This window comes from Demequina capsici, from assembly GCF_032102965.1.
Taxonomy (GTDB): domain Bacteria; phylum Actinomycetota; class Actinomycetes; order Actinomycetales; family Demequinaceae; genus Demequina; species Demequina capsici.
Genome location: NZ_CP134880.1, coordinates 1,715,531 through 1,734,705 on the forward strand (window position 1 = coordinate 1,715,531; position 19,175 = coordinate 1,734,705).

Annotated in this window: 21 protein-coding genes; 6 read left to right on the forward strand and 15 right to left on the reverse strand. The window is 70.6% G+C overall.

Annotated features, from left to right (window positions below; genetic code table 11):
- Window positions 1-3: 3 nt before the first annotated feature.
- The 7 genes from RN607_RS08235 to infC form a co-directional block, all read right to left on the reverse strand.
- Complete coding sequence (locus RN607_RS08235) at window positions 4-474, reverse strand: hypothetical protein (RefSeq protein WP_313541793.1); 471 nt, start codon at window positions 472-474, stop codon at window positions 4-6.
- 47 nt (window positions 475-521) lie between these two features.
- Window positions 522-2,117 (reverse strand): diguanylate cyclase, encoded by a 1,596-nt coding sequence (locus RN607_RS08240; protein WP_313541796.1) that lies wholly within the window; start codon window positions 2,115-2,117, stop codon window positions 522-524.
- 133 nt (window positions 2,118-2,250) lie between these two features.
- A complete protein-coding gene (locus RN607_RS08245) occupies window positions 2,251-3,915 on the reverse strand; it encodes a sensor domain-containing diguanylate cyclase (protein ID WP_313541798.1) in 1,665 nt (554 codons plus the stop codon).
- Window positions 3,916-4,023: 108 nt separating this feature from the next.
- Complete coding sequence (locus tag RN607_RS08250) at window positions 4,024-4,851, reverse strand: TrmH family RNA methyltransferase (protein WP_313541800.1); 828 nt, start codon at window positions 4,849-4,851, stop codon at window positions 4,024-4,026.
- A gap of 12 nt (window positions 4,852-4,863) precedes the next feature.
- Window positions 4,864-5,247 carry a 50S ribosomal protein L20 gene (gene rplT, locus RN607_RS08255; protein WP_313496129.1) on the reverse strand — a complete coding sequence of 128 codons (384 nt, stop codon included), beginning with the start codon at window positions 5,245-5,247 and terminating at the stop codon, window positions 4,864-4,866.
- Window positions 5,248-5,273: 26 nt separating this feature from the next.
- Window positions 5,274-5,468 (reverse strand): 50S ribosomal protein L35, encoded by a 195-nt coding sequence (rpmI, locus tag RN607_RS08260; RefSeq protein ID WP_313496131.1) that lies wholly within the window; start codon window positions 5,466-5,468, stop codon window positions 5,274-5,276.
- Between the two features lie 90 nt (window positions 5,469-5,558).
- Window positions 5,559-6,392, reverse strand: a complete 834-nt coding sequence (gene infC / locus RN607_RS08265; protein ID WP_313496133.1) for a translation initiation factor IF-3 — start codon at window positions 6,390-6,392, stop codon at window positions 5,559-5,561.
- A 113-nt stretch (window positions 6,393-6,505) separates the two neighbouring features.
- On the opposite strand from infC, the gene RN607_RS08270 reads away from it, so the two are divergent.
- From RN607_RS08270 to RN607_RS08290, 5 genes are all read left to right on the forward strand, one after another.
- Window positions 6,506-6,889, forward strand: coding sequence for a DUF1844 domain-containing protein (locus RN607_RS08270; RefSeq protein WP_313496135.1), 384 nt, complete (start codon window positions 6,506-6,508; stop codon window positions 6,887-6,889).
- A gap of 44 nt (window positions 6,890-6,933) precedes the next feature.
- A complete protein-coding gene (locus tag RN607_RS08275; protein ID WP_313541803.1) occupies window positions 6,934-7,641 on the forward strand; it encodes a hypothetical protein in 708 nt (235 codons plus the stop codon).
- A gap of 3 nt (window positions 7,642-7,644) precedes the next feature.
- Entirely contained in the window at window positions 7,645-8,409 is a 765-nt protein-coding gene (locus RN607_RS08280; protein WP_313541806.1) for a trypsin-like peptidase domain-containing protein, read from the forward strand.
- Window positions 8,410-8,493: 84 nt separating this feature from the next.
- The gene (locus RN607_RS08285; protein ID WP_313541808.1) at window positions 8,494-9,018 is read left to right on the forward strand and encodes a hypothetical protein; all 525 of its coding nucleotides are present in this window, start codon (window positions 8,494-8,496) and stop codon (window positions 9,016-9,018) included.
- Window positions 9,015-9,761: a S1 family peptidase gene (locus tag RN607_RS08290; protein WP_313541810.1), complete on the forward strand. Its 747-nt coding sequence runs from the start codon at window positions 9,015-9,017 to the stop codon at window positions 9,759-9,761. Before RN607_RS08285 ends, RN607_RS08290 begins: the two co-directional genes overlap by 4 nt.
- A 46-nt stretch (window positions 9,762-9,807) precedes the next feature.
- Here the strand turns inward: RN607_RS08290 and RN607_RS08295 are convergent, their stop codons facing one another.
- The 8 genes from RN607_RS08295 to RN607_RS08330 form a co-directional block, all read right to left on the reverse strand.
- Window positions 9,808-10,536, reverse strand: a complete 729-nt coding sequence (locus RN607_RS08295) for an SseB family protein (protein ID WP_313496144.1) — start codon at window positions 10,534-10,536, stop codon at window positions 9,808-9,810.
- Between the two features lie 86 nt (window positions 10,537-10,622).
- Complete coding sequence (gene priA / locus RN607_RS08300; protein ID WP_313496146.1) at window positions 10,623-11,360, reverse strand: bifunctional 1-(5-phosphoribosyl)-5-((5-phosphoribosylamino)methylideneamino)imidazole-4-carboxamide isomerase/phosphoribosylanthranilate isomerase PriA; 738 nt, start codon at window positions 11,358-11,360, stop codon at window positions 10,623-10,625.
- Window positions 11,361-11,430: 70 nt separating this feature from the next.
- Complete coding sequence (locus tag RN607_RS08305) at window positions 11,431-12,600, reverse strand: spore germination YkwD domain-containing protein (protein WP_313541812.1); 1,170 nt, start codon at window positions 12,598-12,600, stop codon at window positions 11,431-11,433.
- Between the two features lie 58 nt (window positions 12,601-12,658).
- Complete coding sequence (gene hisH, locus RN607_RS08310) at window positions 12,659-13,315, reverse strand: imidazole glycerol phosphate synthase subunit HisH (protein WP_313541814.1); 657 nt, start codon at window positions 13,313-13,315, stop codon at window positions 12,659-12,661.
- A 52-nt stretch (window positions 13,316-13,367) separates the two neighbouring features.
- Complete coding sequence (locus RN607_RS08315; protein ID WP_313541817.1) at window positions 13,368-13,856, reverse strand: hypothetical protein; 489 nt, start codon at window positions 13,854-13,856, stop codon at window positions 13,368-13,370.
- Window positions 13,856-14,455, reverse strand: a complete 600-nt coding sequence (gene hisB, locus RN607_RS08320) for an imidazoleglycerol-phosphate dehydratase HisB (protein WP_313496153.1) — start codon at window positions 14,453-14,455, stop codon at window positions 13,856-13,858. Before hisB ends, RN607_RS08315 begins: the two co-directional genes overlap by 1 nt.
- The gene (locus RN607_RS08325) at window positions 14,452-15,546 is read right to left on the reverse strand and encodes a histidinol-phosphate transaminase (RefSeq protein ID WP_313541819.1); all 1,095 of its coding nucleotides are present in this window, start codon (window positions 15,544-15,546) and stop codon (window positions 14,452-14,454) included. The genes hisB and RN607_RS08325 overlap by 4 nt, the downstream gene beginning before the upstream one ends.
- A gap of 39 nt (window positions 15,547-15,585) precedes the next feature.
- The gene (locus RN607_RS08330; RefSeq protein ID WP_313545408.1) at window positions 15,586-16,842 is read right to left on the reverse strand and encodes an Nramp family divalent metal transporter; all 1,257 of its coding nucleotides are present in this window, start codon (window positions 16,840-16,842) and stop codon (window positions 15,586-15,588) included.
- A 144-nt stretch (window positions 16,843-16,986) separates the two neighbouring features.
- Between RN607_RS08330 and RN607_RS08335 the strand changes: the two genes are divergently transcribed.
- A complete protein-coding gene (locus RN607_RS08335; RefSeq protein ID WP_313541821.1) occupies window positions 16,987-19,164 on the forward strand; it encodes a RecQ family ATP-dependent DNA helicase in 2,178 nt (725 codons plus the stop codon).
- Window positions 19,165-19,175 lie beyond the last annotated feature (11 nt).

The following is a 19,175-nucleotide window of genomic DNA, read 5'->3' on the forward strand; positions in this document are numbered from 1 at the left end:
CCGCTAGCCGAGCACCCCGGCGAACACGAGCACCACGAGCGCCGCCGCCACCGTGTTGATCACAGGCAACGCCACGCGAAGGCCCGCAGGCATCTCAGGGTTCTTCACGACGAAGACCGACATGAAGAACAGGACCACGGCCAGCAGCATGCCGATCGTGCCGATCACCGTGCCGAGCAGGGCCGACAGCAGCAGGAGGAGCGGAGCGAACATCGTGTAGCGCGCCACCTTCGGCACATGCGCGCCCATGTCGAGCGCCGGCGTCCCGTCGACCGTCACCGTCTGGAAGCCGGGCAGCAGGCCGCGGACCTTCACCTGCGCGGTCGCGCCGCCCTTCAACGGAATCGCGTACGCGCCCTTGACCGCACGCACCGGCTCTCCGTCGAGCAGCACCTTCGCGCCCAGCCCCAGCACGCCCTCGACCTCGACCTTGCCCCGTGCACCGTGGATCTCCAGCGGGACCGTGTTCTCCATGAAGCCTCCTCAGACTGCGCCCGAGATTACCAGCGCCACAGCGGCGCTCAGCCGAGCGCGGCGTACGAGCGCGATTTCACACGCTGCTTGCCTGCCACCAGGGCCTCGTCAGCGACGCGCACCAGGTCCTCCACGCGGTCCGATCCGGACACGGAGGACGCCCCTCCCGCCGTGACTCCCAGATCGCCATGCGCCGGGAACGCGTCGACCAGCGCACGCTCCGCCGCTGCGCGCAACCGCTCCATCGCCGCGATCCCCACCTTCCCGTCCTTCATGACCAGCAGCGCGACGAACTCGTCGCCTCCCCACCTCGCCACAAGGTCGCCCTGGCGCACGTGGCGCAGCAGCGTCTGACCCATCGTCGCCAGCGCGACGTCACCCGCGTCGTGCCCGTCCGTGTCGTTGATGCGCTTGAAGTTGTCGATGTCGAGCACGACGACGCACACATGGCCGCCCTCGCGATGGGCGGTCGCGATCGCATCGCCTGCGAACTCGACGAAGCGACGACGCGTCGACAGACCCGTGAGGCCGTCGGTGTAGGCCGCGGAGTGCATGTCCCTGAGCGGCTTGCGTACGGCGACGAAGATCGCCGCCGCCACCAGCAGCACGCCCAGCATGATCCAGGTGGCCCAGCGCAGCACCGTCGCAAGGTGCAGGACTCCAGGCGCGAGCGAATGGTCCGAGGCGGACAGATGAAGCACCCATGGCACGCCGATGTCCTGCAGGCCACGCTCGGCTGTGCGCAGCCGACCATCGGTGCCGAAGCGCACGGCGATGTCGAAAGGCGTGGCCTGCGAGGTCGTCGCGATCTGGAGGTCCTCGGCGGGGAGCCCGCCGTCCTCGGAGAAGCCCGCGGCGACGGTCGGCTGATCGTCCGCGGGCGCGGCGAGCACACGGCGCGTCGAGTCGAGCAGGTACACCTCGCCGTCATCGCCCAGAGGAAGGCTGTTCAACGACGCAGCGAGCGCGTCGAGCGAGAAGTCGGTCCCGACGACCGCCGCCACCGCACCGTCGGCATCGAGCACCCGCCGCGCCGCCCACGCGCCCTTGTCCCCGCTCAGCGGGCGCAGGGCCGGGTCGGTCCAGACGAGCTCGTACGCGGGTGCCGCCGCGTCCCAGAAGCCGAGCTCCTTGCCGCCCGTCTCCCATTCCTTGTGCTCGGTCTCCATGAGGATCAGGTCCTTGCCGTAGCCGTACAGCGTGAAGTCGCCGCCACCGCGCGCATCCGCCGTGGCCACCGCGACGACATACGCGTACGGCTCGTCCTGCTTCCCCGGCACGACGGCGACGAACGAGTCGTCCGCGTACGCGACCACGATCGCGCGCAGCTCCGGATCCGCAGCACGCAGCGTAAGGATCCGGCGCGCGACCTCCTCCCTCGTCGGGGCGTCGGCCTCCATCCACCGCACGACCGCCTCGGTGGTCGCCTCGGAGGACTCGACGAAGTCGCCCACCGTCGCGGCGGAGACGTCCGCCACATACGTGAAGTTCTCCTGCAGCGCGGCGGTCACGCCCTTGTCGGCGACCGTGCCCGTCCACGCCGCGAGCCCCAACTGCGCGGCAAGCACGGCGACGATGATCACCACCCCGAGCGTGAGCATGCGCCGACGCCTGCCGGCGGGCATCACGGAGGTCGGTGACATGCCCCGAGAATCGCCACGGCTCACCGTTGCGATCAGGGTCATGTGGGAAGGATCACGATGCCTCAAGGGGTATCGATACCAGCCGAAAGCAACAGGTGACGAAGAGGCCGAGCGTCGTGTGCCGCGGCACCGGTCATGCCGGCGCTGGAAGGCCTTCCGCCACGTACGAGCGCGACTTCTGGCGACGCTTCCCCTCCACGAGCGCCGCATCCGCCAAGCGCACCAGGTCCGCGACATCGTCGTGAAGGTCCCGCGAGACCACGCCGCCCGCCGTCACCCCCAGGCCCGACCGACCAGGGAACTCCTCCCCGAGCCGCGCCTCGACGGCCTGCCTCAGCCGTTCCACGGCAGACACCGCATCGGACGGGTCCGCGAGCGCGAGCAGCACCACGAACTCGTCTCCGCCCCACCGCGCGACGAGGTCTCCACGGCGCACGCACGAGCGCATCGCCTTGCTGACCTTCCTCAACGCGACGTCGCCTGCCTCATGACCCTCGTCATCGTTCAGACGCTTGAAGTTGTCCAGATCCAGCACCGCGACGCACGCGGCACCACCATCCCTATGGGCCGACGCGACCACCGCGGGCGCAAGCTCCAGGAACCGGCGCCGCAGGAGCAGACCTGTGAGACCGTCGGTCTCCGCCGCCCGCCGCATGTCCTTCATGGGGCGCCACATCACGAACAGGAGCGCTCCGGCGACCAGCAGAACCACCGCGGAGATCCCCGCCGCCCACCGGATCGCCACCCCCACGGCGAGGACCTGAGGCGCGAGCTCCGCATCGATCGCGCGCAGGTGCAGCACCCACGGCACACCCTCGCCCGCCAAGCCGACCTCGGCCGTGCGGTAGACGCCGTCGTGACCGAGCGAGACCGTCGAGTCGCCGGACGACCCCTCGACCGTGGTGTCGACACCCAGGGTCTCGAGCGTGGGCGGCGCACCACCGCCGACGGCGCCCACCTTGTCGTCGAACGCGCGCGGAGCCGCGATCACGCGGCGCGCGTCATCCATCAGGAACACCTGCCCCGAGTCGCCGAGCGGCACGGCCTCCAGGACCGCCTGCATCGCCGACACCGGGAACTCCGTCGCCACCACGGCGACCAACGCACCCTGCGCATCCCGCACCGGCTGCGCCGCCCACACGCCCGAACCCTCCTCGGGCGTCGTCGCCACCGCCATGGTCCACACCAGGGCATCGGCCGTCGCGCCTGCGGGCCAGAAGCTGTACGCGGAGCCGTCGCCGAACTGATCCGCACCACCGGGACCTGAGTCAGGACCGCCTGCGTCGGGACCGGCGTCAGGACCGGGCGCCGCGCTCGAGTCGGCCATCGACGACAGCGACGAGTCGTAGGTCTCCGAGACCGCCGCCGCCTCGCCGCCCGTCATCGTCACGCGTTCCACCCGGTACCTCACGGTGCCGTTGCCCGCGTCGCGCTCGACCCGGATCCATGATCCGTCGGCATTGACCACGACCAGCGCATGCAGCTGCTCGTGCGTGGCCACGACGAGCAGCAGATGGTCCTCGAGCTGCGCTGCAGGGGCTGCTGCGCCGTCCATCCACGCCGCGACTCCGGAGGTGGCCCCTGTGGCCGCCGACGCGTAGTCCGCCACCCACGACTGCGCGGATCCTGCCTGCATGGTGAGCACCGCGTCCACCGCCGCGCCCGCGCCGTCCTTCGAGATCCCGAACAACCAGAGTGCAAGCCCCACCTGCGCGGCGAGCACCACGCACACGACGGCCGCGCCGAAGCGAAGGAAGCGGCGGGAGTCGGCCGGGAGCCGCGCTGGGGAGAGGGACACTGCCGCAGGCTAGAGGTGGCACCCGGTGCACCGCGAACTCCTGTGGCAAGAATCACGACCGCTCACCTTGGAGCGGTCCGACCCGACGGCGGTCCTCGCAGACAGCGGTCAGGATCGTGCGAACAGGCTCGCGTAAAGGCAGACGGCGGCCGCCGTCGCAAGGTTGAGGCTCTCGGCCTGGCCGACGATCGGGATCCGCACCACATGATCCAGCTCGCGAAGCTCGTCGGGCGTGAGCCCCCACGCCTCGTTGCCCATGATCCACGCATGCGAGGTGGCGAGGATTCGCTCGGTGTCACGCCCGAGCAGCACGGTGCCGCTCACGTCGGCGCCCACCAGCGCGAGCCCGCGCTCGCGCAGGTGCGCGGCGGACTCGGTGAGGCGCGGCGCGCGCAGCACAGGCAGGTGGAAGACCGAGCCGACGGACGCGCGGATCACCTTGGGCGAGCGCGGGTCCACGCAGTCGCCGGCCAGCACCACCGCGTCGGCGCCTACGGCGTCCGCCACGCGGATCGCTGCGCCCAGGTTGCCAGGGTCACGCACGGCGCTGAGCACCGCCACCAGGCGCGGGGCGCTGGGGAGGGCGTCGAGCCCCGGCTCTGCATGCGCGTTGAGGACCGCCAGCACGCCCTGTGCATCAGCGCTCATGGCCTGCGCGACCTCGTCGGTCACCGGATGCACGTAGAGCCCGGCCTCCAGGCCCTCGTCGACGATCTCAGGGTGCGCGAGCCTCGCGGCATCCGTGACGTACACGTCGCGCACATCGTCCGAGGCGAACCGCACCGCCTCGCGCACCGCCTGAGGACCCTCGACCAGGAAGGTCCCTGACCGGTCACGCGCAGAACGCCCCGCCAGGGCCCTCACGCCCTTCACGCGGTCAGCTCTCGGATTCGAGAGCATGTCGCGCAGGCGGGGCCCGGCGGGGCGTCCTGTCATGCGGGAGGTGCTTTACGCCGCGGCGGGCGCGTTGACGTCGGCCGGAAGGGCCTTCTTCGCCACCTCGACGAGCTGCGCGAACGCGGCCTCGTCGTTCACCGCGAGCTCGGCGAGCATACGGCGGTCGACCTCGATCTCCGCGGCCTTGAGGCCCTGGATGAGGCGGTTGTAGGTCATGCCGTTCGCGCGGGCAGCAGCGTTGATGCGCTGGATCCACAGCTTGCGGAAGTCACCCTTGCGCTTACGGCGGTCGCCGTAGGCGTAGACCATCGAGTGGGTGACCTGCTCCTTCGCCTTCCGGTAGAGGCGCGAACGCTGACCGCGGTAACCCGCGGCGCGCTCGAGGGTGGACCGGCGCTTCTTCTGGGCGTTGACCGCCCGCTTGACGCGTGCCATTTCTTACTCCTTGGTTTCTCGGGCGGTTACTTGCCCAGCAGCTTCTTGATCTTCTTGGCGTCGCCGTCCGCGAGCACCTGGTCGACGGCCACACGGCGCTTGCGCGAGGAGTGCTTCTCCTCGAACTTGTGCACGTTCATCGCCGAGGCGTGCTTCACCTTGCCGGTGCCGGTGAGCTTGAAGCGCTTCTTGGCACCCGAGTGGGTCTTGTTCTTCGGCACGATGGCCTCCTTCTTCAAGTCAGGCCGAACCCGTCAGGGCACGACACGTGTGTCCGGGACCCGTAGGGCCCGGGAAGTCTGTGGTGAGGCCTAGGCCTCGTCCGTCTCGACCTCGACGGTCTCGTCCGGCTCCACGGTCTCGACGGTCTCCTCCGTCTCGACCACCTCGACCAGCTCCTCCGGCTCGACCGAGTCGGACGGCGTGGTCTTGGACGCCTTCGCAGCCTCGCGCTCGTTGCGCTCCGCAGCCTCCGCCGCCTTGCGCGCCTCGCGCTCCTTGCGCTGCTCGTCGCGGGCCTCGGCCTTCTTCTTCAGAGGGCCGAGCACGAGGGACATGTTGCGCCCCTCCTGGCTCGGACGGTTCTCGACGACCGCGAACTCCGCGACCTCGTCCGCCAGCTTCAGGAGGAGCCGGCGACCCATCTCGGGACGCGACTGCTCACGACCGCGGAACATGATCGTGACCTTGACCTTGTCTCCACCCTTGAGGAAGCGGATGACGTGGCCCTTCTTGGTCTCATAGTCATGCTCGTCGATCTTGAGACGGAAACGCATCTCCTTGATCTCGGTGTTCGCCTGGTTGCGACGCGCCTCGCGCGCCTTCACCGCCGCCTCGTACTTGAACTTTCCGTAGTCCATGAGCTTGGCGACCGGCGGCTGCGAGTTGGGGGCAACCTCGACAAGGTCGAGATCGGCCTCCTGCGCCAGACGCAGCGCATCCTCGACTCGGACGATGCCGACCTGCTCGCCCTGCGGACCGACCAGACGGACCTTGGGGACACGGATGCGCTCGTTGATGCGGGGCTCGTTGATGGTGCTCCTCCTCGTGTGACTTCCTCGCCGACCCCGAGCAAAGGAAAAGGCCCCTGCTCGAACACGCGCAGAGGCCCACCGGAGGTTCCTGCCCGCGTACCATGAAGGCACGCCTCGCGGCAGGACCGGAACCCTGGCCCATCGAGTGGCCCAAGGGTGGGAGGCGGACTCCACTTGTGCGCCACGGAATGTTCCGTGGCCGGTCGATGAAGAAGGATATCACGATGAGCACGAATACGCCCCCGGCATCGTCGGACGCTCCGTCACGCCGTACCTGGGCCGACGCCACCGACGAGACTCGCGACCTCGCCGACGTCTCCGCCGTGGAGCTCATCACCACCGTAGCGGTGCACCTGCTCAGCGCCTCGGCCCTGCGGTGCGGACTCGCGGAGGACGGCGAGCAGCACCAGGACCTCGACGAGGCACGCACCCTGATCACCGCGCTCGCGGGGCTCGTCACCGCCGCCGCCCCCGAGATCGGTGACACGCATGCGAGGGCGCTGCGAGACGGGCTCCGAAGCGTACAGTTGGCGTTCAGGGAGGCCTCGGTCGTGCCCGACGCGTTGGGGGACGGTCCGGGCGAGAAGTACACGGGAGCAGTCAGCTGAAGAAGTCGCGAGAGTCCCAGGGGACGCACGATGAGGGGGACACGATGACCCCTGCCCCGATCGAGCCCGCCGACGGAGACGTCCTCACCGCATCCACGTCCGCCGCAACGGCGACCGCCGAGACCGCATCCGCCGAGACCGCGGCGGGCACCGTCGCGGCCGACGCCGACGCCGACGGGAGCCTCGCGTTGCAGGCGGCCCACGGCGACGACGAAGGCGACCAGCCGGTGCCACGCGTCAAGGAGCGCCAGCGGTGGATCGCACTGGCCTCGCTCCTCGCCGTCAGCGTGATAGCGCTGATCGCCGTGATCCTGTACCTGTCCGACGTGGTCTCCCAGTGGGAGGACCGCGCCGACGAGCTGACCACGGTCAACTACGAGCTCGGCGCCGAGCTGTCCGACGCGCAGGACACGGTGGCCGCGCAGACGGACCAGATCGACCGGCTCACCGCGCAGCTCAGCACTGCCAAGGACCGCATCACCGAGCTCGCCAACGAGACGGCCAACTTCGACGACGACAGGGCCTACACCGCACAGCAGATCGAGATGCTCAGCGGCTATGCCAGCACCGGAGCATCCGTCGCGAACGCCCTCACCCGCTGCTTGGAGGCCGAGGACCAGCTGGTCGTCTACCTTGAGAGCCCCGACCAGTACGACGCTGCGGAGGTGGCGGCCTACCAGCAGTCGGTGACCGAGCTGTGCACCGCCGCCAAGGACTCGAACACCGAGTTCCAGAAGCTCCTGAACGGCTGACCCATGCGCCGCCGCCCCCTCGCCGCGCTCGCCGTCTCCTGCGCGCTCGTCACCGGCTGCAGCGTGCTGCCGTCAGGGCCTACCCCCATGCCCTCCGACTGGATTCCGCAGTCGTCGATCTCCCCCGCAGCCCGCTCCGGCGCCATGTCCCCCGACGGCTTCAGCGTCGCGCAACGGATGACCGTGAGGGTGCGCAACATCGGCTGCGGCTTCATCGCCACCGGAACCGGATTCGCCTACGACGACTCCACCTTGATCACCAACCGGCACGTGATCGAGGACTCGCGCAGCATCGAGGTCTCCACCTACAACGGCGACAACCTCAACGCGACCGCCGTGTCGTCGACCACCGTCGCGGACATCGCGATCGTCCGCACCAACCAGGCCGTCCTGTCCAGCTACGCGATCCTGGCGCAGCAGGACCCCGAACCGGGCGATGTCATCACCGTCATCGGATACCCGAACGGCGGCGAGCTCACCAGCGTCTCCGGGGTCGTGCTCGGCAGCACCGCAGACCCGTTGGACGCCGCCATCGGCAAGGTGCTCGTGACAAGCGCCGAGGTGGAGCCGGGATCATCCGGGTCGCCCGTGCTCAGCGAGGACGGCGAGGTGGTGGGCGTGGTCTACGCGAAGACCGACGACGGCAACAGCCTGATCGTCCCCGTCTCCACGCTGCGCACACTCCTGAGCGAGACGTCGCTCCTGGTGCCCGAGGCTCCCAGCTGCACGACCAGCGCCTTCGACGGCTCGGTCTACGTCGGCGGCTGACGGGCGTGTCGTCCACCTCACAGCGCACAGGCTCGACGTCGGCTACAGTTCCGGCACGTCGCCCACGCACGAAGGGGAACCACGTTGATCGACGATCCGTTCGCCACCGACCCTGAACCGGTGGCGCCGCGCCCAGCCCGCCGAGTCACGAGCCAGATCGTCGCGATCACGGCGCTCGCGCTCGCCCTCGCGTCGGCCATCGCGCTCGCGGCGTACCTGTGGCTCGTGAACTCGCAGTGGACCGACCAGAACGACACTCTCCGCGCCGACGCCGCGTCGCTGGGCACCAGCCTGGCCCAGGCGCAGGCGCAGGCCGAGGACCTGCAGACGCAGGTCCAGACGCTCCAGTCGCAGCTCGACACGGCCACCACGAGGCTGTCCGACGTGGCCAACGCCGAGGCGCACGCGGGCGACGACGTCCAGTACCTCACGGACCTGCTCGACGCCTACGCGTCCTGCGCCTCGTCCTACGACGACGTGCTCACCGACGCCCTCAAGAACGGCTACACCTACGACAACTCGAACGCACGATCGGTCCAGGCCGACGTCGCCGACTACTGCGACTCGCTCGCCACCGCGTACCAGCAGTACACGGCGGCCGCGGGATGAGGCGCCGGCACGCGGGCGCCATGCTCGCGGCCGCGGCGCTCGCACTGTCCGGCTGCGCCGCGCTCCCGAGCGGACCGCCCCCGCTTCCTGACAGCTTCGTCCCCAGCCTCTCCGCCTCATCCGACGCCTCCGCATCCGCGTCGTACGTCTCGGACGACGGCTTCTCACTCCCCGAGCATGCGGCGTACCGGGTGCGCGTCGAGGGCTGCACCACGTACGGCACCGGCTCCGCGTTCGCGATCGACGCGCACACGCTCGTCACCAACCGCCACGTGGTCGAGGACTCCGTGACCGTCACCCTCACCAGCTACGACGGCCAGGAGATCCCCGTCACGAGCGTGCAGATCGACGACCAGGCCGACCTTGCGCTCCTCACCGTCGCGCAGGACCTGCCGGAATGGCTGACGCTCGCGGACGCCGAATCTCAGCCCGGCGACACCGTCTCCGTGTCCGGGTACCCGTCGGGCGACTCGCTCACCACCGTCACCGGCCCCATGCACAGCACCACCCCCGAGGTGTTCGGCACCGACCCCGACGACGTGCTGGTGCTCCGCGTCACCGCCGCGCCCGGCAGCTCCGGCTCCGCCGTCGTGAACGCCGCCGATCAGGTGGTGGGCGTGCTCTACGCGATCGATGCCGACGAGGACGGCTGGGCATACGCCATCAGCCTCACGTCACTCACCACGATGCTGGCAGACCCCGGCGTGCGCGGCCCCGTGGGAAGCATCTGCGCCTCCTCGTGACAGGGCCTGCCGCGCGCAGCGACGGTCAGCGAGTCCGTGCTCCCCGCTACAGCGCCGGAGCGAGCCTCAGCTCGAGACTGTCGATTCGATGCGCGACCACGTCCGACGACGACAGCTGCCGCTGCACCCGACGCAGCAGGTCGTCGATCTCGGGCTGGGTCAGGCCTGGGATGAGCCGCAGCACGATCGCGACCTCGCTCCGGCGGCCCGGTTCGGCCTCCACTGCCTTCAACCTGTCGTCGAGCAGCACCGCGTCACGCACCGCGACCACCACGTCCTCCGCGACCACGCCCTCGGCGACCGCGGGACGCCACTGCTCCCCCTGGCCGAGCGCCCACACCGCCGGGCGCGGGATCACCGTGGTCTCCATGCCGGGATTGAGCACCATCACGGCCCACTCCTCGGTGATCGCCGCGAGGGCCGCACGCGGTCCCTCGGCAGGGATGGGACGAGCCTCGGGATTCCATGCCTTCATCGCATCGACATCGGTGAACACCGGCAGCCCGGCGCGCCCGTCGGGCATCTGCACGGCCACCACGCCCGTCGACGCCACATGGTCCTGCTCCAGGCCGTGCCGGCCCACCACCCGCTGCTCGCCGTCGGCCAGCACCGGCACGAGAACGCGCGCATAGGCCAGGGCCTCCACGACCTCCGCGAGGGGCGCCTTGCCGCGCGAGTACCGGATCAGCGCCTGCGCAAGGCGGGCATCGGCGCTGCCGTCGTCGTCCGCGAAGATCGACTCCGGGATCTCCTTCAGCGGCTCCTCGTCGGTCATGCCACCAGGGTACGGGCAGGCACCGACGAGAGGCCGCAGGCCGTGGCGAATCCCACGTCCGGAGTCCGCGAGCCCGACGCGTCAGGCTACGGGCGTCCGGCGACGTCCAGCGCCTCAGGCAGCGTGAAGTTGCCGTTGTAGAGGGCCTTGCCGACGATCGCCCCCTCGACGCCCTGCGCGGTGAGGGTGCGGATGGCCGCGATGTCTGCCAGCGAGCTCACGCCGCCGGAGGCCACCACAGGCGCGCTCGTCGCCGCGCACACCTGCGCGAGCAGCTCGAGGTTGGGCCCGGTCAGCATGCCGTCCTTCTTGACATCCGTCACCACGTACCGGGCGCAGCCGGCGGCGTCGAGACGGGCGAGCACCTCCCACAGGTCGCCGCCATCCTGAGTCCAGCCGCGGGCCGCCAAGGTCGTGCCGCGCACGTCGAGGCCCACCGCCACCCGGTCGCCGAAGCGGTCGATCGCGGACGCCGTCCACTCCGGGTCCTCCAACGCGGCAGTGCCGAGGTTCACCCGCGTGCAGCCGGTCGCCATCGCGCGCTCCAGGCTCTCGTCGTCACGGATGCCGCCCGACATCTCGACCTTCACGTCCACGGCCTTGACGACCGACGCCAGCAGCTCCGCGTTGGAGCCTCGTCCGAAGGCCGCATCGAGGTCCACCAGATGGATCCACTCCGCTCCGCCGCGCACCCAATCCATCGCGGCGGACAGCGGGTCGCCATAGCTGGTCTCGGATCCCGCCTCGCCTTGGGTGAGGCGGACGGCCTGGCCGTCGGCCACATCGACTGCGGGAAGGAGCTCGAGGCGGGGAAGGTCGGTCATGGCGTCGCTTTCTCGTGAGGGACGGGCCGCGGTCCAGAGTACCGGCGCGCGCGGCACGCGGTGCGCGCAGCTACGAGTCGAAGCGCGCGGAGCAGTAGATCTGCGAGTAGTCGTAGGTCGCGCCCTGGGCGTTCGCCCCCCAGTCATGCCTCCAGGCGCACCCCACCTGCGCGGTGGCCTGCCGCCCATCCGTCAGGATCAGCGCACGATGCGTGGACGACGCCATGAAGGCAGCCATCAGGGACGACACCGTGTCGGAGTAGCCGACGATGTTCTCGTTCCCCGTGTGCCAGATCGAGCCGGCCTGCGCCATCTCGATCGCGTGCGCGCTCTGCGCGTCCGACGCGACGCACGAGGTGAGCGCGGGCGATCCCGCTCCCGTGCGCGCCGAGTCGAGCGCGGCGCAGAAAGCCGACGGATCCGCCACGGACACATCGAAGTCGGACCAGCCCCCCGGCGCCGTCGTCGACGACGAGGAGCTCCCTGACCCGCCGCCCGCGCGCGGAGCCGTGGCCTGCGCCGCGGACCATGCCTGACGCGACGACTCCACCTGCGTCGACGCGTCGGCCAGCGTCTGCAACGCCTTCGCCAAGACACCTTGCCGGCTTGCGAACCAGGCAGCGTCAGCGTCCGCCGGCGGCGGTCCTGCAGCCGACCCCACCGCTGAGATCGCGTCGCTGAGCGCGCTCAGCGCGGCGTCGTCGGCGACCTCACCCTGGGACGACTGCAGGAGGCCCTGAGCATCTCTCACGGCGGACTGCGCCTCGACGACGGCCTGCTGAAACGCGGACCGTGCGGCGTCCAGCTCGTACGCCGCCTGCGCGGCATCGACCGAGGCGCGCGCCTCGGCGAGACGAAGACCCAGGTCGCGCATGCGAGACCCCGCATCCTCCAGGCTCGCGGCGACGGCCTCGTTCGCCGCCGCGGTGTGCGCGGGCGCTGCCGTGCATTCGTCCGCGAGCGCGGCAGCATCGTCCACCAAGGCGGCGAGGCCTGCGACCTCCGCCGCGTCCGGAGGGAGTCCCTCCCGCGCCAGACGCGCCTGTCCGGCATCGAGCGCGATGACCATCGAGCTCTGCGCGGACTCGCAGGCCGCGACCGCATCGGTGAGCGCCTGGACGGACTCCCGCCACGCGATCGCGTCGCGATGCCGTGCACCGAGCACCAGCCCGATCGCGAGCAGGATCACGAGCGCGAGCACGCCGACGGAGGCGAGGACCCGCCGCCGTGGCATCGTCACGTTCGCACTCCCCTCAAGCGCACACCCTCACGGTACCGGCGGCGCCTGGGACACGGTGCTACAAGGACTCGACCCAGTTGCGCAGCAGCGCAAGTCCCGCGTCGCCGGACTTCTCCGGGTGGAACTGCGTGGCGCTCAACGGGCCGTTCTCCACAGCGGCGACGAACCGGTCGGCATGGTCGGCAGGGCCCGCCTCCGACCAGGTGACGAGCGGCGCCGTGAAGCGGCCCGTGTCCTCGGTGGTGCCCAACGGGAACTCACGCGCACCGTAGCTGTGGACGAAGTAGAAGCGTTCGTCGGCGATCCCGTCGAACAGCACCGAGCCGTCAGGCGGCGCGACCTTCGCCCAGCCCATGTTCGGCACCACGGGCGCCTGCAGCAGCTCCACGACCCCAGGCCACTGGTCCAGGCCCTCCGACTCGACACCGTGCTCCACGCCCCGCGAGAACATCACCTGCATGCCCACGCAGATGCCGAGCACGGGACGTCCACCCGCAAGGCGGCGGCCGACGATCTGGTCGCCGCGGGCCTCCTGCAGACCCCTCATGACGGCGGAGAAAGCCCCCACACCAGGGACGACGAGGCCGTCGGCGCTCATGGCGACCTCACGGTCCGCGGTCAGATGGACCTGGGCGCCGACATGCTCCAACGCCCTGGTGGCGGAGCGCACGTTGCCGAAGCCGTAATCGAAGACGCAGACGGTGGGGATGCTCACCCGCGCAAGTCTAGTGCGGCTCCTCGCGGTCCCCTTCGGCGCGGATCCCGCGTCAGCCCTGCTGCGAGCCGTCCTCCGCGGGACCCGAGGCCATGCGCCCCCTCGCGTCCTTCGCGATCGCCCGCAGGGAACGGAACGCCTGCCACTTGGACATCCTCGCGTCCGCGACCTTGTCCTCATGCAGGCCCGCGACCTCGTCGAACTCCTGACCGCCGGACAGCAGCGTCAGCACCACGCCGGGGGCGCTGTCAAGGGCCAGGCCCGGAGGCAACGACTGCCCGCGCACGCCCTGCATCCACTGCACCGCGGAGATCTGGCCGTCCCGACGGTCGAGCACGACCACAGGCATCTCCTTGACGAAGTTGGACACGACCTGGCCGACACGGGCGGCCATCTCGTCCGACGTGTCGTCCAGCACACCGAGCGAGCCCCCTGACGTCAGGATGACACGCCCTTTGCAGCCGCCCATCGCCATGACCGCGGCGAGGACCCTCTGATCCATCACCGGCGTGAACACCGCGAGGATCTCGGCGTACGCCACTAGAGCGCGCCCTTCGTGGACGGGATGCCGGTGACGCGCGGGTCGTCGGCCACGGCGGCGCGCAGCGCACGCGCCAACGCCTTGAACTGCGCCTCGACGATGTGGTGCGGATCGCGGCCCGACAGCACGCGCATGTGCACGCAGATGCCCGCGTGATGCGCGATCGACTCGAGCGCGTGCGCCGTGAGCGAACCCGCGTAGTTCCCGCCGATCAGGTGCGTCGCCTGGCCCACGGGCTCGCCCGTGTGCACGAAGTACGGCCGACCGGACACATCGACCACGCACTGCGCGAGCGCCTCGTCGAGCGGCACGAGAGCGTCGCCGAAACGAGAGATCCCGGCCTTGTCCCCCAACGCCTGCTTGAGCGCCTCGCCGATGCAGATCGCGACATCCTCCACCGTGTGGTGGGAGTCGATGTGGACGTCGCCCGTCGCCTTCACCGTGAGGTTCATCAGCGAGTGCTTGCCGAGCGCCGTCAGCATGTGGTCGTAGAACGGCACTCCGGTATCGATGTCCGTGACCCCCGCTCCGTCCAGATCCAGCTCGACGAGCACCTGCGACTCGCTCGTGGCCCGTTCGATGCGACCCGTGCGGCTCATGCGACAACCTCCAGCAGCGCGCTGCGGAACAGCGCCATCTCCTGCGCCGTGCCGATCGACACCCGCAGCCAACCTTCGGGACCTGTCACGCGGATCAGCACGCCGCGCTCCAGAAGACCCTCGAACACCTTCTTGCGGTCCTCGAACGGGCCGAAGAGCGCGAAGTTCGCGTCCGTGTCGGCCACCGTGAAGCCCTGAGCCCTCAGCCACGCGACGGTGTCGTCCCGTTCGGCCCTGATCTCGTCCACCTGCGCCTGCAGGTCCCTGTGATGAGCCAGAGCGGCCCGCGCCGTCGCCTGCGTGATCTCGCTCAGGTGGTACGGCAGACGGACGATCTGCAGCGCGTCGATCACCTCAGGCGTCGCGGCCAGGTAGCCGAGCCGCCCCCCCGCCAGCGCGAACGCCTTGGACATCGTGCGGCTCACGACGAGATTCCAGTGCTCAGGCATGAGGCTGAGCGCGCTCGGCACGCCGCGATGACGGAACTCGGCGTAGGCCTCGTCCACGACCACCACGCAGCCGCCCGGCACCTCCGCCGCCGCACGGCACAGCGCCGCAGCCTCGCTCAGCGGCAGCGCGGTGCCCGTCGGGTTGTTGGGGCTCGCGACGAGCACCATGACCGGCTGGATCTCCGCGATCGCCGCCACGGCCGCGTCCACGTCCAGCGTGAAGTCGTCCCTGCGTGGCAGCGTGACGTACTCGGTGAGGGTGTCGCGCGCGTACTCGGGGTACATCGAGTACGTGGGCGCGAAGCTCAGCACCTTCCGACCCGGCCCGCCGAACGCCTGATGGAGGTGCAGCATCACCTCGTTGGAGCCGTTCGCCGCCCAGACGTTGTCAGCACGCAGGAAGTCCGCGTGCGACTCGACGGCCAGGTAGCGGGCCAGGTCGGTGCGCAGCCCTACCGCGTCACGGTCCGGGTAGCGGTTCAACTCCACGCACGCCTTGCGGACGGCGGTGGTGATCGCGTCGACCACGACCGACGGCGGCGCGTACGGGTTCTCGTTGACGTTCAGGCGCGCCTTCACGGACAGCTGAGGTGCGCCGTAAGGCGTGAGGCCCGCAAGGTCCGGGCGGAGCGGGAGGGTCATGCGAGCGAGTCTAGTGGCGGCTCGACGCTCAGCCGACGCTCAGCCGACGCCCACGTCGCCCGCGACGGTGAGCACCAGCAGCACCGCGTTCAGCGCCACGATCGCACCCAGGATGCTCCACGCGACGGTCCTGGTGCCCGCCCCCGCCACGTGCATGCCCATGACCTCACGATCGGAGATGAGACGCACCAGCGGCACGAGCGCGAACGGGATGCCGACGCTCAGGACGACCTGCGAGACGACCAGCGCCCACGTGGGGCTCAGCCCGCTGCCGAGGATGATCAACGCGGGGATCAGGGTGATCGAGCGCCGCAGCGCGAGCGGGATCCGACGGTGGATCAGCCCGCTCATGATCGATGATCCCGCGTAGCACCCCACGGACGTGGACGCCAGCCCCGAGGCGAGCAGCCCGACCCCGAATGCGGCCGCGACGATCGGGCCGAGCGCGCGCTCGATCGCGTGGTAGGCGCCGTCGATCGAGTCGGTGCCTCCGACGCCGCGGAGCGCGCCCGCGGCGAGCATGAGCATGCCGATGTTCACCGTCCCCGCGATCGCAAGGCTCAGCGCCACGTCCCACTTGGTCGCGTGCAGCAGCTCCTTGAGGCGGCTGTGGCCGTGGCCGCTGCCGTGGCGGTCGCGCGACAGCGAGCTGTGCAGGTAGATCGCATGCGGCATCACGGTGGCGCCCAGCATCGAGGCGGCGAGCAGCACGGTCGGCGCGCCCTGGAACCGCGGCACCAGGCCCTGCGCCGCCTCCCCCCACTGCGTGTCGGTGAACAGCAGGCCCACCAGGAAGCCCACGGCGATGATCGACAGCAATGCCATGATCACGAACTCGAACGGCCGTTGACCGCGCTGCGACTGCACGCGCAGCAGGCCCAGGGAGATGATGCCCACGATCAGGCCACCGAGCACCAGCGGGATGTCGAAGAGCAGGCTCAGCGCGATCGCGCCGCCGATGACCTCCGCGAGGTCCGTGGCCGCCGCGACGATCTCCGCCTGGACCCAGAACGCGATCCGCGAGCCCTTGCCCAGCCGGCGACCCAGGAGCTCCGGGAGGCTGCTGCCGGTCACGAGACCCAGCTTCGCCGACGAGTACTGGATGAACACCGCCATCGCATTCGAGACGACCAGCACCCACATGAGCAGATATCCGTACTCGGCGCCTGCCGTGAGGTTCGCGGCGACGTTGCCGGGATCCACGTACGCGATCGCGGCGACGAAGGCAGGGCCGAGCAGCCCGCCGATGCGACGCGGCAGCGACGCCACGCGTCGCGCACGCGCCTCGACGTCCAATGCGTTCACGGGGACTCCTTCGCGTCGACCACCGAGGTCGAGGTTGAAAAGTGAGGCTAGCCCAACTCCCGACCTTCGCACACCAATGCCGGGCGTGTCCCCGCGACGCGCGGCGATGTCCGACGCACGTCCTACGCTCGGGGCATGACCGACGCGCCTGCCCCCTCGCTCCACGCCTCCACGGGGGCGACATCGCTCAGGGACGACGCGGAGGCCGCGCTGCGCCGTCTCGTGGGACGGGACGACGCCCGGCTGCGCGCCGACCAGTGGACGGCGATCGAGGCCCTCGTCGCGCGCCAGGCTCGCACACTCGTGGTCCAACGCACGGGGTGGGGAAAGTCCGCGGTCTACTTCGTGGCCACGCGCCTGCTCCGCGACGCAGGCGCGGGGCCGACCGTGATCGTCTCTCCCCTGCTCGCGCTCATGCGCGACCAGATCTCCGCCGCGGCGCGGGCCGGCATCCGTGCCGTCACCGTGAACTCCGCGAACGTCACCGAGTGGGACCAGGTGCATGCCGCCATCGCCGCAGGCGAGGTGGACGTGCTGCTGTGCTCCCCTGAACGGCTCAACAACCCGCAGTTCCGTGACGAGGTGCTCCCCCGGCTCGCCGCCGACGCCGGTCTCGTCGTGATCGACGAGGCCCACTGCATCAGCGACTGGGGACACGACTTCCGGCCCGACTACCGACGCATCCGCACGCTGCTCGCCGACCTCCCCGTCGGCATCCCTGTGCTCGCCACCACCGCCACCGCGAACGCGCGGGTGACTACGGACGTCGCTGAGCAGCTGGGCGTGACAGGAGGAGGCGCGCCGGCCGACGTCATGGTGCTGCGCGGTGCGCTCGATCGCGAGTCGCTCCACCTCGCGGTGCTGGACCTCCCGGACCCGGCGGCGAGGGTCGCATGGCTCGTCCAGTCGCTCGGCTCCATGACCGGGTCCGGCATCGTGTACTGCTTGACGGTCTCCGCGGCCGAGGAGCTCGCCTCGCAGCTGCGGGCCGCGGGCCTCGAGGTCGGCGCGTACACCGGCCGCACCGACCCGGCCGAGCGCGAGCGCCTCGAGCAGGACCTCAAGGAGAACCGGGTGAAGGCGCTCGTCGCGACGTCGGCCCTGGGGATGGGCTTCGACAAGCCCGACCTCGCCTTCGTGGTCCACCTGGGCGCACCGTCGTCCCCGATCGCCTACTACCAGCAGGTGGGCCGCGCCGGACGAGGAGTGGATCGTGCCGTCGTCGCGCTGCTTCCCGGCCGCGAGGACCGCGCCATCTGGGACTGGTTCGGATCCCAGGCCTTCCCCGAGGAGGACACCGTGCGCACGACGCTCGCGGCGCTCGATCCGGAGCGGCCCACGAGCATCCCCACGCTCGAGTCGATGGTGGACCTGAGCCGATCCCGCCTCGAGGCGATGCTCAAGGTGCTCGACGTCGACGGCGCGGTGCGTCGGGTCTCCGGCGGCTGGCTCGCCACCGGCCGCCCCTGGGAGTACGACGCGGCACGGTACGCGCGCGTCCAGCAGGCGCGACTCGCGGAGCAGCGCACCATGGTCGCGTACCAGCAGGCGAGGACGTGCCGCATGGCGTTCCTGCGACGCTCGCTCGACGATCCCGAGCTCGACGACGGATGGACGTGCGGTCGATGCGACGTATGCGGCGGCGTCGCACTGCCACAGCCGCCCACCGCCGAGGCCGTCGCCGCGGCGCGGACCGGGCTCGACCGCGTCGGCACCGAGATCGTCCCACGACGGCAGTGGCCCAGCGGCATGGAGAGCCTCGGCGTGAGCCTTCGTGGCCGCATCCCCGCGGACGAGATGGCGGAGACGGGGCGCGCGATCGCACGTCTCGACGGCCTCGGCTGGTCCGGAGCGCTGCGGGACATATTCGCCGCGCGCGGCGAGGATGGCGCGCCTGTCGACGAGGAGACGCCTGCGTCGCTGAGGCACGCGGCGGCGCGGGTGCTCGACGAGTGGGAGCAGCGCGGACGCCTCGACGGCGTGGTCGGAGTCGCCTCCACCACGAGGCCTCGCATGAACACGCACCTGGTGAACGGCCTCGCACGGTACCTCGGCGTGCCGGTCCTCGGCTGGGTGGCCCCAGCCGCCGGTCGGGAGGAACCGATGCGGCACGACGTGAACTCCGCGCAGCGGCTCGCGGGGGTCGTGGGCCGGCTGAGGCTGGCACCCGAGCCCGGAGCTGAGCTTGCACAGGCCAGGGTCCTGATGGTCGACGACTCGACCGACTCGGGATGGACGCTCACCGTCGCCGCACGCGAGGTGCGACTCGCAGGCGCCGCCGCGGTGCTGCCCTTCGTGCTCGGCGTGCGCTGACCGCGCGTCGC

Coding starts and splice junctions, on each gene's coding strand:
- RN607_RS08235 (WP_313541793.1), bottom strand. CDS start 474: ATGGAGAACACGGTCCCGCTGGAGATCCACGGTGCACGGGGCAAGGTC.
- RN607_RS08240 (WP_313541796.1), bottom strand. CDS start 2,117: ATGTCACCGACCTCCGTGATGCCCGCCGGCAGGCGTCGGCGCATGCTC.
- RN607_RS08250 (WP_313541800.1), bottom strand. CDS start 4,851: ATGACAGGACGCCCCGCCGGGCCCCGCCTGCGCGACATGCTCTCGAAT.
- rplT (WP_313496129.1), bottom strand. CDS start 5,247: ATGGCACGCGTCAAGCGGGCGGTCAACGCCCAGAAGAAGCGCCGGTCC.
- RN607_RS08270 (WP_313496135.1), top strand. CDS start 6,506: ATGAGCACGAATACGCCCCCGGCATCGTCGGACGCTCCGTCACGCCGT.
- RN607_RS08275 (WP_313541803.1), top strand. CDS start 6,934: ATGACCCCTGCCCCGATCGAGCCCGCCGACGGAGACGTCCTCACCGCA.
- RN607_RS08280 (WP_313541806.1), top strand. CDS start 7,645: ATGCGCCGCCGCCCCCTCGCCGCGCTCGCCGTCTCCTGCGCGCTCGTC.
- RN607_RS08290 (WP_313541810.1), top strand. CDS start 9,015: ATGAGGCGCCGGCACGCGGGCGCCATGCTCGCGGCCGCGGCGCTCGCA.
- RN607_RS08295 (WP_313496144.1), bottom strand. CDS start 10,536: ATGACCGACGAGGAGCCGCTGAAGGAGATCCCGGAGTCGATCTTCGCG.
- priA (WP_313496146.1), bottom strand. CDS start 11,360: ATGACCGACCTTCCCCGCCTCGAGCTCCTTCCCGCAGTCGATGTGGCC.
- hisB (WP_313496153.1), bottom strand. CDS start 14,455: ATGAGCCGCACGGGTCGCATCGAACGGGCCACGAGCGAGTCGCAGGTG.
- RN607_RS08325 (WP_313541819.1), bottom strand. CDS start 15,546: ATGACCCTCCCGCTCCGCCCGGACCTTGCGGGCCTCACGCCTTACGGC.
- RN607_RS08335 (WP_313541821.1), top strand. CDS start 16,987: ATGACCGACGCGCCTGCCCCCTCGCTCCACGCCTCCACGGGGGCGACA.